At 34.9% G+C, this 15,710-nt stretch carries 12 protein-coding genes; all 12 read left to right on the forward strand.

The window, feature by feature from the left end; genetic code table 11:
• The first annotated feature begins 128 nt into the window (after positions 1-128).
• Genes C8N28_RS00895 through C8N28_RS00950 form a run of 12 tightly spaced genes read left to right on the forward strand, consistent with a single transcriptional unit; the run spans position 129 to position 15,663 of the window.
• Entirely contained in the window at positions 129-2,648 is a 2,520-nt protein-coding gene (locus tag C8N28_RS00895) for an SLBB domain-containing protein (RefSeq protein ID WP_165870278.1), read from the forward strand.
• A gap of 13 nt (positions 2,649-2,661) precedes the next feature.
• Entirely contained in the window at positions 2,662-4,053 is a 1,392-nt protein-coding gene (locus C8N28_RS00900) for a nucleotide sugar dehydrogenase (protein WP_132220623.1), read from the forward strand.
• A gap of 10 nt (positions 4,054-4,063) precedes the next feature.
• Positions 4,064-5,251, forward strand: coding sequence for a UDP-N-acetylglucosamine 4,6-dehydratase (locus tag C8N28_RS00905; RefSeq protein WP_132220625.1), 1,188 nt, complete (start codon positions 4,064-4,066; stop codon positions 5,249-5,251).
• Positions 5,251-6,393, forward strand: coding sequence for a LegC family aminotransferase (locus tag C8N28_RS00910; protein ID WP_132220627.1), 1,143 nt, complete (start codon positions 5,251-5,253; stop codon positions 6,391-6,393). Before C8N28_RS00905 ends, C8N28_RS00910 begins: the two co-directional genes overlap by 1 nt.
• Positions 6,383-7,411: an N-acetylneuraminate synthase gene (neuB, locus tag C8N28_RS00915; RefSeq protein ID WP_132220629.1), complete on the forward strand. Its 1,029-nt coding sequence runs from the start codon at positions 6,383-6,385 to the stop codon at positions 7,409-7,411. The genes C8N28_RS00910 and neuB overlap by 11 nt, the downstream gene beginning before the upstream one ends.
• On the forward strand, positions 7,411-8,517 hold the full coding sequence (gene neuC, locus C8N28_RS00920) for a UDP-N-acetylglucosamine 2-epimerase (RefSeq protein WP_246012682.1): 1,107 nt from the start codon (positions 7,411-7,413) through the stop codon (positions 8,515-8,517). The genes neuB and neuC overlap by 1 nt, the downstream gene beginning before the upstream one ends.
• Positions 8,514-9,563 carry a nucleotidyltransferase family protein gene (locus C8N28_RS00925; RefSeq protein ID WP_132220633.1) on the forward strand — a complete coding sequence of 350 codons (1,050 nt, stop codon included), beginning with the start codon at positions 8,514-8,516 and terminating at the stop codon, positions 9,561-9,563. The genes neuC and C8N28_RS00925 overlap by 4 nt, the downstream gene beginning before the upstream one ends.
• Before the next feature lie 24 nt (positions 9,564-9,587).
• Complete coding sequence (locus tag C8N28_RS00930; RefSeq protein ID WP_132220635.1) at positions 9,588-10,277, forward strand: acylneuraminate cytidylyltransferase family protein; 690 nt, start codon at positions 9,588-9,590, stop codon at positions 10,275-10,277.
• A gap of 1 nt (position 10,278) precedes the next feature.
• The gene (locus tag C8N28_RS00935) at positions 10,279-11,670 is read left to right on the forward strand and encodes a lipopolysaccharide biosynthesis protein (RefSeq protein WP_132220637.1); all 1,392 of its coding nucleotides are present in this window, start codon (positions 10,279-10,281) and stop codon (positions 11,668-11,670) included.
• A gap of 1 nt (position 11,671) precedes the next feature.
• Positions 11,672-13,036 carry a hypothetical protein gene (locus tag C8N28_RS00940; RefSeq protein ID WP_132220639.1) on the forward strand — a complete coding sequence of 455 codons (1,365 nt, stop codon included), beginning with the start codon at positions 11,672-11,674 and terminating at the stop codon, positions 13,034-13,036.
• A gap of 27 nt (positions 13,037-13,063) precedes the next feature.
• On the forward strand, positions 13,064-13,732 hold the full coding sequence (locus tag C8N28_RS00945) for a CatB-related O-acetyltransferase (protein ID WP_132220641.1): 669 nt from the start codon (positions 13,064-13,066) through the stop codon (positions 13,730-13,732).
• A 35-nt stretch (positions 13,733-13,767) separates the two neighbouring features.
• Positions 13,768-15,663, forward strand: coding sequence for a DCC1-like thiol-disulfide oxidoreductase family protein (locus C8N28_RS00950; RefSeq protein WP_132220643.1), 1,896 nt, complete (start codon positions 13,768-13,770; stop codon positions 15,661-15,663).
• The last annotated feature ends 47 nt before the right edge of the window (positions 15,664-15,710 follow it).

Consider the following 15,710-nt stretch of genomic DNA (forward strand, 5'->3'; position numbering starts at 1 on the left):
TTTGCTTTACCCCATAATATATGATAATACAAAAAAAAACCGTTTCTTTGTTAGAATTACACGCTTTTATTAAAGTGAAAAATAATTATTCGTTTTTACAGTTAGATATAGTAAATAAGATTTCTTTTATGCGGAAAACACTTCGATTAGCCAGTCTGTTACTATTTATTTTTATAGGTGTAGGCACGCACTATTCCTATGCTCAGGATATGTCAAATATTCGTGTAGATGAACTTTCAGATACACAGGTCCGAAATTTTGTAAATCAGGTGCAGGCTTCAGGCCTTTCTGAGGCACAGTTAGAGCAAGTGGCAATATCTAGAGGGATGAGTACTACAGAGGTTCAAAACCTTCGTCAGCGTGTTGATAAAATGAAATTAGCTAATCAGAAAACTGACAGCCTTTCAACTCGTGCTCAACAAAACCTTCGTCAACCTTTGCAAGATACTCTTAACTCCATATCCTTTCTTAATCCAGAACAAGTAAAGACAGAAGCAGAGAAAGCATTGGATGAATTAAAATCTAAAGTATTTGGTGCCTCTTTATTTCAGAATGCCGATCCTCAGTTTGAGCCCAATCTTAATTTAGCTACTCCAAAAAACTATGTAATTGGTACTGACGATGAAATAATGATAGAGATTTATGGCTATTCAGAAGCAAGCTATAAATTAACAGTAAGTCCGGAAGGAAATATTAATATCCCTAATATAGGTGTAGTATCTGTTGCCGGTTCTACCATCGAAAGTGCCAGTACAAGAATCAGAAACAGTTTGTCAAGTATTTATTCTGGTATAAGTAACGGAACCACTAATGTAAATATTACTCTAAGTAATATTCGGAGTATTAAAGTAATTCTTACAGGATCAATCGTTAAACCAGGAACTTATACATTACCATCTGTAGCTTCGGCTTTTAATGCACTCTATGCTTCCGGAGGACCAACTTTAAATGGAACGATGCGTGATATTCGTATCATTCGTAACGGACAAGTAATTTCGACTTTGGATGTTTATGATTTTTTAGTTGATGGAAGTTTAAAAAACAATATTACCCTTCAAGATCAGGATGTTATATTCGTCCCTCCCTATTCCAAGAGAGTTGAATTAATCGGGCAAGTTAAACGTCCGGCACTATTTGAATTAAAGGCTGGAGAAACTTTTGATGACTTATTGAAATATGCAGGTGGTTTCACTGAATATGCTTATCAAGATCGTATTCAGGTACTAAAAAATACAGATAAAGAAAGACGTATTGAAGATTTGCTGTCTAGCCAGTTTAATCAGTATGAACCTGTGAGTGGCGATAAATTTACAATTTCCAGAATATTAGAACGCTTTGAGAATAGAGTAACTATCAATGGAGCTGTATTTCGTCCAGGTGACTACGAGCTTAGTCCAGGTCTAACACTTTCTATGCTTATTAAGAAAGCAGATGGTGTAAAAGAAGATGCTTTCTTAAATCTTGGATACATTACGAGATTAAAGCCTGATTTACAGCCCGAACAAGTTACCTTTAATGTGGCTAATATCTTAGCAGGGACGGATCCTGATATTCAGTTGAAAAAAGAAGACAAAATCTTTATCTCTTCCATTTTTGACTTAAAAGATGAATATTCTGTAAGTATAGATGGAGAGATTCGTAATCCGGGAACATATAATTATGCAGAGGGGAGAACAGTCAAAGATTTGATCTTAGAAGCTGGTGGTTTTAAAGACAGTGCTACACCTTTAAGGATAGAGGTATCCAGAAGAGTTACTGATACTGATATTACTTTGAAAAATGGTGAATCAGCTGAAATATTCCAGATTGATTTAAATAAAGATTTCGAAGGTACCAATGCAAATTTTCTATTGAAACCTTTTGATATGGTATTCATTAGAACAGCTCCGGGTTATGAAACTCAAAAAACTGTTCGGATTGAAGGAGAAGTGCTTTATCCTGGAAGCTATGCTATTAGTAAAAAAGATGAGCGTATTACCGATATTATAAAAAGAGCAGGAGGATTTACTCCCTTTGCTTATATTAAAGGAGCTTCGCTTAAAAGGGTGGGTACTTTAAGTCTACAGGCGGGTGCAACCAGAGATGATCAAATAGCCTTACAAATGGAGAAGGAAGAAAGTCAACAAACCTTACAGACTCTTACAGCTATACAACAAGATCAAAATGTAGCTTTAAATCAAGGAGAACTTCAGCAAAAAACTAAAAATGATTATGTTGGAATAAACTTTACAAAAATTCTTGAAAAACCAGAAGATAAGGAGAACCTTTTATTACATGACGGAGATATTATTTTTATTCCGAAAGAACTCCAAACCGTAAAAGTAGGAGGAGATGTCTTATCGCCAGTAACGGCTGTTTATGTACCTAATCGTGGTCTTAAATATTACATCTCACAAGCAGGCGGATTCTCAGAGCAAGCCTTAAAGAAGCGTTCTTATGTAGTTTATGCAAATGGCTCTGTTAAAAGCACAAATAACTTTATAGGAATTCGTACATATCCTCAGATAGAACCAGGAGCAGAGATCTTTGTTCCAAAGAAAGAATTTCGTCAACGGCAGACAATCAGTCCACAGGCATGGGTAGGTATTGGTTCAACCATTGCATCCATGGCTGCAGTTATTTTCTCCATCATAAACAGCAGTAAATAATTTTAACGTAATAATGATTATAAAGAATATATGTTGCATTGGGGCTGGCTATGTAGGTGGTCCTACCATGACTGTAATTGCGAATAAAAATCCGAATGTTAAGATAACCGTTGTAGATTTAAACCATGCCCGTATTAATGCATGGAATGATCCTGATGTGAATAATATTCCTATCTATGAGCCTGGTTTATCCAAACTGGTAGAAAACGCCAGAGGAAAAAACCTTTTCTTTAGTACCGATGTAGATAAAGCTATTCATGAAGCAGAAATGATCTTTATTTCTGTTAATACGCCTACCAAAACCTATGGTAAAGGGAAGGGGATGGCAGCCGATTTAAAGTACATTGAACTGTGTGCAAGGCAAATTGCCCGTATAGCCACCTCAGATAAGATTGTCGTAGAGAAATCTACTTTACCTGTTCGTACTGCGCAAGCTTTAAAAGCAATCCTAGATCATACAGGGAATGGTGTAAAGTTCCAGATCTTATCCAATCCTGAATTTCTGGCGGAAGGAACTGCAGTACAAGATCTATTGAGTCCAGATCGTGTACTAATTGGGGGAGAACAAAGCGAAGAAGGAATTGAAGCAATTCAGGCATTGGTTGATATCTACGCAAGTTGGGTGCCCTTAGAAAGAATATTAAGAACCAATGTTTGGTCATCTGAGCTTTCTAAACTTACCGCCAACGCTTTCTTGGCACAGCGAGTTTCTTCTATCAACGCTATCTCTGAACTTTGTGAAGCTACCGGTGCAGATGTTGATGAAGTATCAAAAGCCATTGGTATGGATAGTCGCATTGGCCCTAAATTCTTAAAAGCTTCTGTTGGGTTTGGAGGTTCCTGTTTTCAAAAAGATATCCTAAATTTAGTTTATATCGCAAAAACTTATGGTTTGAATGAAGTAGCTGATTATTGGGAGCAGGTAATCATTATGAACGATCACCAAAAAGGAAGATTTGCTGATAAGATTGTAAGTACCTTATATAATACTGTTTCTGGCAAAAAGATAGCTTTTTTAGGTTGGGCATTTAAAAAGGATACCAATGATACGCGTGAATCTGCCGCTATTTATGTAGCCGATGCTTTATTGCATGAGCAGGCAGAAATAACGGTATACGATCCGAAAGTTACTGCAGAACAAATCTACGCCGATTTGGACTATCTAAACTTACGGTCCCCAGAAGAAAACAGAAAATACGTTAAAGTAGTTAACGATCCATACGAAGCTTGTAAAGCTGCCCATGCAGTTGCAATCTTAACTGAATGGGATGAGTTTAAAACCTACAATTGGAAGAAAGTATACGATGCAGTTATTAAACCTGCGTTTTTATTTGACGGAAGAAGTATTTTAAATGCAGATCAATTATCAGCGATCGGTTTCAAATATACCGGAATAGGAAAGTAATTATAAAACAATGAATATCCTGAATCTAATAGGGAGAGACAAAGAGCTTTTCCAACATGATATTGAAGAACATGAACTTGACTTAAAGAATAAAATATCAAATTCACGTTTTTTAGTTATTGGAGGAGCAGGCTCAATCGGACAAGCTGTTACCAAAGAAATATTTAAGCGAAAACCAAAAAAACTTCATATTGTTGACATCAGTGAAAATAATATGGTTGAATTGGTACGAGATATCCGCAGTTCTTTTGGCTACATTGATGGCGATTTTCAAACTTTCGCGCTCGATGTAGGATCTATTGAATATGATGCTTTTATCGAGGCGGATGGTCGGTACGATTACGTTCTTAACCTCTCTGCATTAAAACATGTAAGAAGCGAAAAAGACCCCTTTACCTTAATGAGGATGATTAAGGTGAATATTTTCAATACCGATAAAACCATACAGCAATCCATTGATAAAGGCGTCAAGAAATACTTCTGTGTTTCTACCGATAAGGCTGCTAACCCGGTTAATATGATGGGGGCTTCTAAACGAATCATGGAAATGTTTCTTATGCGGAAAAGCAAGGATATTGCTATATCTACAGCCCGCTTCGCAAATGTTGCCTTTTCTGATGGTTCATTACTCCATGGTTTTAATCAACGTATCCAAAAGCGTCAACCTATCGTTGCTCCCAATGATATTAAGCGTTATTTCGTTGTACCAAAAGAATCGGGCGAGCTTTGCTTGATGTCTTGTATTTTAGGTGAGAATAGAGATGTGTTTTTTCCAAAATTAAACGAAAACTTACATTTGATTACATTTGCTGATATTGCAATTAAGTATCTCAAAAACCTTGGTTATGAGCCTTATTTATGCAATAATGAAGATGAAGCCAGGTCTTTAATGGCAACCTTGCCCCAACAAGGAAAATGGCCTTGTTTATTTACAGCGAGTGATACAACTGGTGAAAAAGACTTCGAAGAATTCTTTACTGATGAAGAAGTACTTGATATGGAGAGATTTGAGAACCTGGGTATTATTAAAAATGAATATAAGGTTGAAGATGATAAGTTGAACTTATTCAGCGAAAGGATCAATGAACTTAAATCACGTAAGTCTTGGACTAAGAAGGATATTATAGATTTATTCTTTCAAATGATTCCTGGTTTTGGACATAAAGAAACTGGTAAATATTTAGATTCAAAGATGTAATGAAACATATTCAAGATATTATATCGTTTATCCGAGATTCTTTCCAAACCAAAGAGTTTATTCCCTTGCATGAGCCCCGTTTCAGAGGAAATGAAAAAAAGTATTTAATAGATACAATTGATTCAACCTTTGTTTCTTCAGTTGGTGCCTATGTTGACCGATTCGAAGAGATGATGGAAACTATTACCGGAACTCAAAAAGCAGTTGCAGTAGTCAATGGTACTGCAGCTATCCAGGTAGCTTTACGCTTAGCTGGTGTTAATTCGGGAGATGAAGTCATTACGCAGGCTTTAACTTTCATTGCCACAGCAAATGCAATTGTGTATAATGGAGCTATTCCTGTTTTTGTGGATGTAGATCTTGATACCATGGGTCTTTCGCCCAATGCTCTGAATAATTTCTTAGAAGAGCATGCGGAACTTCGTGAAAACGGGTGCTATAATAAAACTACCGGAAGAAAGATAGCTGCCTGTCTCCCCATGCATACTTTTGGGTTTCCTGTTCATTTAGATGAACTGATAGAGGTTTGTAAAAAATGGAATATTGCCATTGTAGAAGATGCTGCAGAATCCCTTGGAAGTAAGTATAAGGGAAAACATACAGGTAGTTTTGGCAAACTTGGCACATTTTCCTTTAATGGCAATAAAACAGTAACTTGTGGTGGAGGTGGTGCAATAGTTACCAATGATACGGTGTTGGGTGAAAAAGGAAAGTATTTAACTACTACTGCAAAGAAGCCACATCCTTATGAGTTTTATCACGATGAATTGGGTTATAATTATCGAATGCCAAATTTGAACGCAGCTTTAGCCTGTGCTCAATTAGAGCAATTAGACAGTATGTTGGAGAACAAGAGAGAGCTTGCCAATTTATACAGTAATTTCTTTAATGAGAAAGGCATTATATTTAGAACAGAATTACCAAACACAAAAGCTAATTATTGGTTAATGTGTGTTGAGTTAAAGGATAAAAATGAGCGAGAGCAATTCTTAAAAGAAATGAATTCCAATAAGATCATGTCCCGACCTATTTGGCAATTGATGTTTCGATTACCAATGTATGCTACATGTCAGCGAGATGAGCAAGTTAATGCTCAGTTTTTAGAAGATAGAATTGTAAATATTCCAAGCAGTGTCAGATAAAAATAAAAATGTAATCATTATTGCCGAAGCAGGTGTTAATCATAATGGAAGTATTGAAAATGCTTTTAAGTTGGTTGATGCTGCAGTAGAGGCTGGAGTTGATTATGTTAAATTCCAAACATTTAAAGCGAATAAACTTGTATCAAATAAGGCAAAAAAAGCCGATTATCAAATTGAAAACACAAACAACAATACAGAATCTCAATTAGAAATGCTTCAACGTTTAGAGCTTTCTGAGTCTGCACATGAACAACTGATTAAATATTGTAATTCAAAGAATATTAATTTCTTTTCTACAGCTTTTGATCTCGACTCATTAGATTATCTGTTAAGCCTGGGAATGCAGATGGTAAAGATTCCATCTGGTGAAATCACCAATCTTCCTTATCTGAGAAATGCAGCTAAGCTATTTAAAAAGATAATTCTTTCTACTGGTATGTCAACCTTAGAAGAGGTTAGAGATGCTTTAAAAGTATTTTTAGATAATGGAATACTAAGAGAGAATATTACCATTCTTCATTGCAATACAGAGTATCCAACTCCCATGAAGGACGTTAATTTAAAAGCGATGCTCCACATCCAGAAAGAATTTGGCACCCTTATAGGATATTCTGATCATACATTAGGCATTGAAGTGCCTATTGCAGCAGTGGCATTGGGAGCAACTATGATTGAGAAGCATTTTACTCTTGATAAGAACATGAAAGGTCCTGATCATAAAGCTTCCTTAGACCCCGATGAGTTAAAGGCCATGGTTTCTGCAATCAGGAACATTGAATCAGCTGTTTCTGGAACAGGATTAAAAACACCATCAGAATCAGAAATGAAGAACATTACAATAGCCAGAAAAAGCATTATTGCAAAAACAAGGATTGCAAAAGGAGATATCTTTTCTGAAGAGAATTTGACAGTAAAGAGACCAGGCAACGGTATTTCCCCTATGTTATGGGATACAGTTATTGGGAAAATAGCTACCCGTGATTTCTCCGCGGATGACTTAATCGTTATAGAAAACTAATGGCTATGAAGATCGCTGTATTAACAAGCTCAAGAGCTGATTTTGGCATCTATTTACCTTTGTTGAATCGGTTAAAAAGCGACTCTTCCTTTCAATTGGAAATTATCGCTTTTGGAACACACCTTTCTAAATTTCATGGTTACACGGTCGATCAGATCAGAGAATCAGGTTTCACTACTATTCATGAAATAACGTCCTTACTTACCAACGATGATGAAGTTGCTATAGCAACTTCGTTTGGATTAACCGTTTTAAAATTCGCGGATTTCTGGAATAATAATCAGTATGATTGGGTTCTATGCTTGGGCGATCGCTATGAAATGGCTGCTGCCGTTCAAGCTGGAATTCCATTTCGTGTCCGTTTTGCTCATCTACATGGTGGTGAAACAACACTAGGTGCAATAGATAATATTTACCGCCATCAAATATCTTCAGCATCTCAACTTCATTTTCCTGCCACTGAAGATTTTGCAGAACGTATAAAGGCGATTACAGAAACTTCCGAAAACATATTTACGGTCGGCTCCTTATCCATTGATGAATTAGAAAGTATGGATATTCCTTCAGAAGGAGACTTTCGCAAAAAGTATCAAATTAATGATGAATTTGCATTGCTAACCTTTCATCCGGAAACCGTATCTCCTGAAAGAAATAATGAATATGCTCGCGAATTGCTTGATGCTTTACTAAATATATCTGAAAAGATATCCTTGGTTATAACCATGCCTAATGCCGATACTTTCGGATCTATATTTCGTAGAACCCTAACCAAGTTAAATGAGAAGAGGCTTACACAGGTAAAACTCATTGAAAATTTCGGAAAATTGAACTATTTTGCCGCAATGCGTTCCTGTAAATTCCTATTGGGCAATACCTCTAGCGGAATTATTGAAGCTGCTTCCTTTGGAAAATATGTAATTAATGTGGGCGATCGACAGAAGGGGAGAGCACAAAGTAAAAATGTAATTAACTGTCCCTTTGATAGCTTAAAAATTCAAAATGCAGTCAAAGAGGTCTCAAAATTACCTGCATTTACAGGAGAAAATATCTATAAGAAAAGCGGTACTGCTGATTCAATTATAAAAATATTAAAACAATATAAATGAGTGATTTCGATAAACATATAATTTCCCAAAGTGAATCAGTAAGAGATGCCTTAAGTAAATTAGATGCATTAGCTTCGGATGCGATTTTATTTGTTGTTGATAATGAATTGCATTTGATTGGATCTTTAACAGATGGAGATTTGCGCAGAGGCTTTATTAAAGGGCTCGGCTTTGAAGATTCCTTACTTCAGTTTATTCAAAAGAATCCAATTTATATTACTCGTACAAATTATACTTTAGAACAATTAGAGGCCTATAAGGAGAAGCATTATAAAATTATTCCAATTGTTGATACCGACAAAGTAATTATAGACGTTCTAAATTTTCGAATACAAAAAACGATTATTCCAGCAGATGGAGTATTAATGGCAGGAGGACAAGGTAAAAGGTTAAGACCTTTAACTGCAAATACTCCAAAACCGCTATTGAAAGTAGGAGATAAGCCCATTATTGAATATAATATAGATAGGTTGGTTCAATATGGGATTAGAAATATAAATTTAAGTATTAATTATTTAGGCGAACAGATAGAAAGCTACTTTGGCGATGGTGAGCGAAATAAGGCCAGAATAAGTTATGTATGTGAAAGTAAACCATTAGGTACGGTTGGTTCCATTCATCTTGTTGAAAGCTTTGAGCACGATGATATATTGATCATGAACAGTGATCTGTTGACCAATATTGATTTTGCAGATTTCTATGTAACCTTCAAAAATTCAGGAGCCGATATGGCTGTAGCCGCAACTTCATATCATGTTGATGTTCCTTATGCCGTATTAGAGGTTGATGGCAAGAACCTGGCAACTTCATTAAAAGAAAAGCCACGTTATACTTATTATTCAAACGCTGGAATTTATTTTATAAAGAAATCTCTTTTAGAGATGATTCCTAAGAATGATTATTTTGATATAACCGATTTAATGGAGGCTGTATTAGCACAAAATAAAACCATCATAACCTATCCCATTACAGGATATTGGCTAGATATTGGCAAGCATGAGGATTTTCAAAAGGCTCAAGAAGACATTAAACATATAAAATTTTAATCTTCCTGTTTTAAATATAATTGAATGTTAGCAATAATTCCTGCAAGATCGGGTTCTAAAGGTTTACCAAACAAAAACATAAAACCATTATTGGGCAAACCATTAATCAATTATGCAATTGAAGCCGCCTTAAAATGCCCTCAAATTACAGATGTTTTAGTTTCAACCGATAGTGAAGAAATAGCAAATGTTGCAAGAGAGGCAGGAGCTTGGGTTCCTGAATTAAGGCCAGATAGCCTTGCCGGAGATAAATCATCCTCATTGGATGTTATTATCCATACATTAAATTATCTGAAAGAGCATTATTCAAAAGAATACGAGGCAATCGTTTTTTTACAACCAACAAGCCCATTAAGGGAATCAGACGATATTAATGCGGCAATCAATCTTTATCAAGAAAAAGAAGCAGATTCTGTTATCAGCTATACACAAGAAGCCCATCCAATTTTCTGGCATAAATATATTAATGAGAATGGTACAATAAGTGATCTCTTCGAAGGGAAAGACTTATTTAATCGACAAGAATATCAGCAAACCTATTTTCCCAATGGTTCCATTTATGTTGTTAAAACTAAGTTAATTCTAGAGGAACGTAAGTTTTATACACCTAAAACCTATGCCTACATCATGCCTAAAAACAAATCGGTAGATATTGATGATATCGATGATTTTCAATATGCCGAGTACCTGTTAAAGACCAAAATCAACCCATAGAATGCTTAAGAAGCTTTTCTCACATACCGCAATATATGGGTTAGCTCCTCAAATCCCTCGGATTGTCAGTATTTTTACACTGCCAATCATAACCAAATATTTAACCGAAATTGATTTTGGTATATATGGAGTCATTACCGCCGTTGCCGGAGGCGTAGCTGTGTTAGGGAATTTAGGGCTTAATGTTATACTTTCAAATAGTTTCTTTAAGAATCCCGGTCAATATAAATGGGGCTGGAGACAGATCTATGGTTTCCTGATGTTATGGAATTACCCGTTTGCCATACTGCTGGGCATTCTTTTATATTTCTTTATTCCGGTTGAAGCAAGCGAAAATGCTTTATATATCATTCTGTTGAATGTATTGCCGGTTGTTTTTTTCGGGCCTACCATGGTGCTGGGTAATATGTATTATCAGTTAAAACAACAACCGACACAAATTGCAGTCCGCTCAATAATTGCCGGTATTTTGGGTATTGTGTTAAACGTATATTTCATTGCTGTATTAAAACTGGGCTATATGGGCTGGTTTTTGTCTGGTTGTATATCAACTATGCTTGTTCAGGTATCTTATTGGTGGCCATTGAATAAAAAGCTTGGAATTAAACCCATCTTCAATTTTAAATGGCGATATATCCGTAATTCTTTAAAAATTGCACTTCCAACAGTTCCTCATTATTATTCTTCCTATCTGTTAGATATATCCGATAGGGCAGTCATGAAAATCGTGGGAGTAAACACAGGAGATATTGGAAAGTATAATGCTGCCTATACCGTTGCCAACATTGTTCAAAAAATTGGGGTCGCTGCAGGAAAGGCAGTTAGTCCAATGCTATACCAAACCTATAAGGACAATGATGAATACTCAGCCAGAAAATTGATCTTTATTTTGCAAATCATTTTTCTTTGCATGACTTTCATTTTATCAATCTGGCTTAAAGAAATCTTCATGTTTCTGATCAAAAATGAAGAGTTAGCTCAAGTCTATCCATTAGGTATTATTATTATTATGGCTTACAACTATAGGCCCATGTATTTAGGAGCAAATAACAGATTGTTTTATCATGAGAAAACAAAAGTTCTATTGAAAGTAACCTTTATTGCCGGATTCATGAATCTACTTTTGAATCTCGCTTTAATTAAATACTTTGGCTATCAGGTTGCAGCCTATACAACTTTTGCGGCGCTGATGTATATGGGCTATGCAGGCTATTTTCTTAAAGATTACAAACAAACAGAAACTCTTAATTACTATCCGCTACTTTGGTTGTTTTTAACTATTTTGTTAACTGTAATAAGTTGCTATTTTGTTGAGGTCAATTATATATTCAAGATTGCAATAACAGTATTACTACTACTATTAAGCGTTATTTTATTAAAAAGATATCGATAGGATGACAAGAAAAGAAGTGCTCTTATTATTGGCGTATTTAGAGAAAACCTTTCCTGTTTGGGATTGGAGATATGGAAGTATAGAGATATGGCCGCTAATTAAAAGGGATATCTTCTTTATATTTTTTAATCAGAAAGAAAAGAAACAGTCTCCAACTGAATCAAAGTCAAGTAGAACACTCATCAGAATCTATAATATATGTAATTCTCTTTTATATTTCCTGAAGATCAAGTTCCGAAAGAAAGGAAAGGTTGCTACGTTTTACTGCGGGTCAGCTGCTCATCGAGTTGACTTTCAATCAAATTTTATTAACAGATATTTCTTCCCATATATACAGAACTTAAAGGAGACAGAGTATATTCAATATGAATATGGCCCCGTTCTTAAAAACAAGAACTATAAGAATGAAAAATCAATAGTATATGCAAGTGAGCTGTATACAATCTTTAATCTATTTAGAAGGTTCAAGAGCCAACCAAATTTAAACCTTTTTAAGTGGGATGAATTTCATTCTTGTATACTAGAACGCTCTGGTCTAGACCTAAATACCTATTATAAAAGATTACCTGTGCGCTTAGAATCTTTAATGGTATACGCAGATATTTCATCTTTCCTGATTAAAAAGTATCAGCCGAAGGAAGTAATAGGTTTATGTTATTATAATAATAGCATGTTTGCCATGCACTATATGGCCAATAAAATGGGGATTGAAAATTTAGATGTTCAACATGGCGGACAAGGAAGCTTACATTCCATGTATACCTTCACTAATCTTCCTAAGGGCGGATCCAATATGATACCCAAAACCTTTTGGTGCTGGGATCAGGTTTCAGCAAATCATATATTATCATGGTTAGGTTCTCAAAATTATCATCATGTAGAAGTGAATGGAAATCCATGGATCGAATTCCAATTAAAGAAGTTTTCTAGTCAAGATGATCTTTCAAAGCAGAAAATCATCTTATATACCTTACAAGAAAAGGAACTGGAAGAATATATCCTACAAGCAATTAAATTAACACCAAAAGAATTTGTCTGGTGGATCAGACTTCATCCCCGAATGTTAGATGCTCAAGCTATTATTGAAAGTCAATTGGAAAATATTGGCTGTAAAGATAAAGTTGAGATATCAAAAGCAACTAATTATCCTCTTCCGGTTCTATTAGAAAAAAGCTATGTTCATCTGTCAAAATTCTCCGGTTCTATTATAGAAGCTGTACTTGTAAATACACCTAATATAATAATTGATGAAGTCGGTTTAGAGATATATAAAGATTATGTAGATAATCAGGATGCTTCCGTAGTTTTAACAAAGAACGCAGACGATTTACTTAAAAGCATTCTGGAAATTGAGGGTAATATTTAATAATTGTAAAATGATACCTATACAAATATGCTAAAGAAATTAATTGTATATACACTGAAGGCTCTAAACTTAAAGAGGTTATTTCTTGATCAAAATGAAATTGATAGAGCGGTAGTTATTGATCCCAGATCAATCGTTAAGGGATGCCATATACGTGGTACTGTAAATATTGGTAGAAAGAGTAAGATCATGTACACTGATATAATTGGAGATGTTAAAATAGGTAAATATACTTCACTTTGGGGACCGAATATTTTTATACGTTCAGCATTACACCCGATTTCTATTGGTAATTTTTGCTCAATCGCAAGAAATGTAACAATCCAGGAATATAATCATGATTACAAAAGATTTAGCACTTATTTTATGGAGCAAAATTTTTTACAAAATGGAAGCTATAAGAATGAAGTCGTTTCAAAAGGAGCTATAACAATTGAGCATGATGTTTGGATAGGAGTAAATTGTGCTATTTTGAGTGGATCTCATATATCTACAGGTGCTATTATCGGAGCCGGGAGTACCGTTAGTGGTTATATTCCACCCTATGCAATAGCCGTTGGCTCACCAGCTAAAGTAATTAAATACCGATTTGAAGAATCTGTTATCGAAGCCTTGCTCAAAACTCAATGGTGGGAATGGGAGGATGATAAATTAAAAGATAACCTGGATATCTTAAATAATATAAACAATAATTGATTATTGCATTATTTACCAATTAGCTATTGATAATTATGTTCAAGAAATTATACCAAAATTTTAGCCGACTCTACGATAAGCAAATCGACGCAAAAGGTTTAGCTCTATTCAGAATAGCCTTTGCACTGGTTTTGCTCGGAGAAGTAATACAGCTCTATTATTTCAGGCATTTAACCTTTGATAAAATTCCCTATGTAGTTCCCGGCGAAATAGAAATGTGGCCGGTTCTCTTATTTTGGATGGGTGCCTTGATATTTGTAATCTTAGGGTTATTTACCAGAACAGCAGCCATTATAAATTATATTTTAACAGTAGTTGTTGTTGGTACTATCTCGTCTTTTGAATATCACATGTTTTATTCATACCTAATCATCAGCTTTCTGTTTATGTTCTTGCCTTTATCCAAAACATTTTCGCTTGATCGCTTAATTTTAAAACTAAAATATTCAAATACCCGCTTTCGATACAATCCACCACAAACAGTTTCTGTATTGGCATATTATCTCCCTCTTCTGATGGGAATAGGTTTTGTCTATTTTGATTCATTATTTTTCAAGTATACATCTCACCTTTGGTTAAACGGTTTGGGAATGTGGTTACCTGCATCTATGCCTCAAGCGGTCTTATTTGATATAAGCTTCCTCTTAAATATTAAGTTTTTAGTAATAGCTCTCGGCTACATTACTTTAATCTTTGAAACTATTTTTCTGTTTACATTCTGGAAAAAAAAATGGCGGATTCCTGTATTAATTGTAGGTATTGGTCTGCATATTGGCATATTAATTTGCTTTCCAATACCCTTTTTTGCATTAGGAGTAATTGTTCTTTATTTATTAATGATTCCTGTTAGTTTCTGGGAGAAGATCTTTAATAGAAATAAAGAAGCAAAAAAGAGACTCCAATTTTACTATGATGGAGAATGCCCATTATGTAACCGAACCCGTATAGTCATCAATCATTTTGATTCACGTAATAGCATTGAGTTTTTGACCGTACAGGAAAACGCCAAAAAACAAGCAGCATTAGCCAATATATCCATGGATAAGCTCCTGGATGATATTCATTCTGTAAATAATAAAGGAAAAGTTTTCGTTGGTTTTGACACCTATATCCAGGTTTTTAATGCTATCTGGTATTTAAAACCCTTATCTTGGATTTTACAGATACCAGGAATATACCATCTAGGAACAAAAACTTATAAATACATTGCAAGCAACCGCACAACAGAACGATGTACAGAAGATAACTGTGGCTATGTGTTGCCTGAATTACCAGCGAATGATGCTCGTTTTAAAATCCTAACTAATTATTCGATGAGAGACCTAAAGATTGGTTCTATTTATTTAGGTTTAATAATATTAACATTACTTCAAATTTGTGTTACTTACAACTCGCCACTTATATTTCAGACTTATAATAGATTAGGCATCTCAGATTCTAGAATAATTAGACTTTCAAAGCAAATCACTACAAGTGTATTTGTTCCAGCAAAGACATTCTTTGGGATTACTCACCATGCAGTTTTTATGGATAGCCATTTTAAAGGATATAATCATTCAATTGCCGTTTTGTATAAAACACCCGATGGTAATGAAGCTTGGTTACCATTTACTGGCCCTGACGGTATACCAGGTAATTATTTATTCGGTCCTAATTGGATTAAATGGACATTTAGAACCAATTCACCACTTGTAAATCAAAGTCTATTACAAACAAGTATTCGTGATTTCACAGCTTTCTGGGCACATAAAAATGGTATTAACCTAGACGATGCTGAATTTTTAATAAAAGTCAAGAAAAACGAAGACCCTACGGAATGGGAATATGACTTCTTGCATAAACAACTGGCCAATCCTTGGTTAGATGGAGGGACTGTTCAGTGGAGAAACAAAGAATTCTCCTCCGATATTAAGAACATAGAAGAATTATAAAAACTGAACTAGATAGTGTCAATTCTTAGAGATATACAACAGGAATA

It is taken from the genome of Albibacterium bauzanense, assembly GCF_004339765.1.
Classification (GTDB): domain Bacteria; phylum Bacteroidota; class Bacteroidia; order Sphingobacteriales; family Sphingobacteriaceae; genus Albibacterium; species Albibacterium bauzanense.

Coding starts and splice junctions, on each gene's coding strand:
- C8N28_RS00895 (WP_165870278.1), top strand. CDS start 129: ATGCGGAAAACACTTCGATTAGCCAGTCTGTTACTATTTATTTTTATA.
- C8N28_RS00900 (WP_132220623.1), top strand. CDS start 2,662: ATGATTATAAAGAATATATGTTGCATTGGGGCTGGCTATGTAGGTGGT.
- C8N28_RS00905 (WP_132220625.1), top strand. CDS start 4,064: ATGAATATCCTGAATCTAATAGGGAGAGACAAAGAGCTTTTCCAACAT.
- C8N28_RS00910 (WP_132220627.1), top strand. CDS start 5,251: ATGAAACATATTCAAGATATTATATCGTTTATCCGAGATTCTTTCCAA.
- neuC (WP_246012682.1), top strand. CDS start 7,411: ATGGCTATGAAGATCGCTGTATTAACAAGCTCAAGAGCTGATTTTGGC.
- C8N28_RS00925 (WP_132220633.1), top strand. CDS start 8,514: ATGAGTGATTTCGATAAACATATAATTTCCCAAAGTGAATCAGTAAGA.
- C8N28_RS00930 (WP_132220635.1), top strand. CDS start 9,588: ATGTTAGCAATAATTCCTGCAAGATCGGGTTCTAAAGGTTTACCAAAC.
- C8N28_RS00935 (WP_132220637.1), top strand. CDS start 10,279: ATGCTTAAGAAGCTTTTCTCACATACCGCAATATATGGGTTAGCTCCT.
- C8N28_RS00940 (WP_132220639.1), top strand. CDS start 11,672: ATGACAAGAAAAGAAGTGCTCTTATTATTGGCGTATTTAGAGAAAACC.
- C8N28_RS00945 (WP_132220641.1), top strand. CDS start 13,064: ATGCTAAAGAAATTAATTGTATATACACTGAAGGCTCTAAACTTAAAG.
- C8N28_RS00950 (WP_132220643.1), top strand. CDS start 13,768: ATGTTCAAGAAATTATACCAAAATTTTAGCCGACTCTACGATAAGCAA.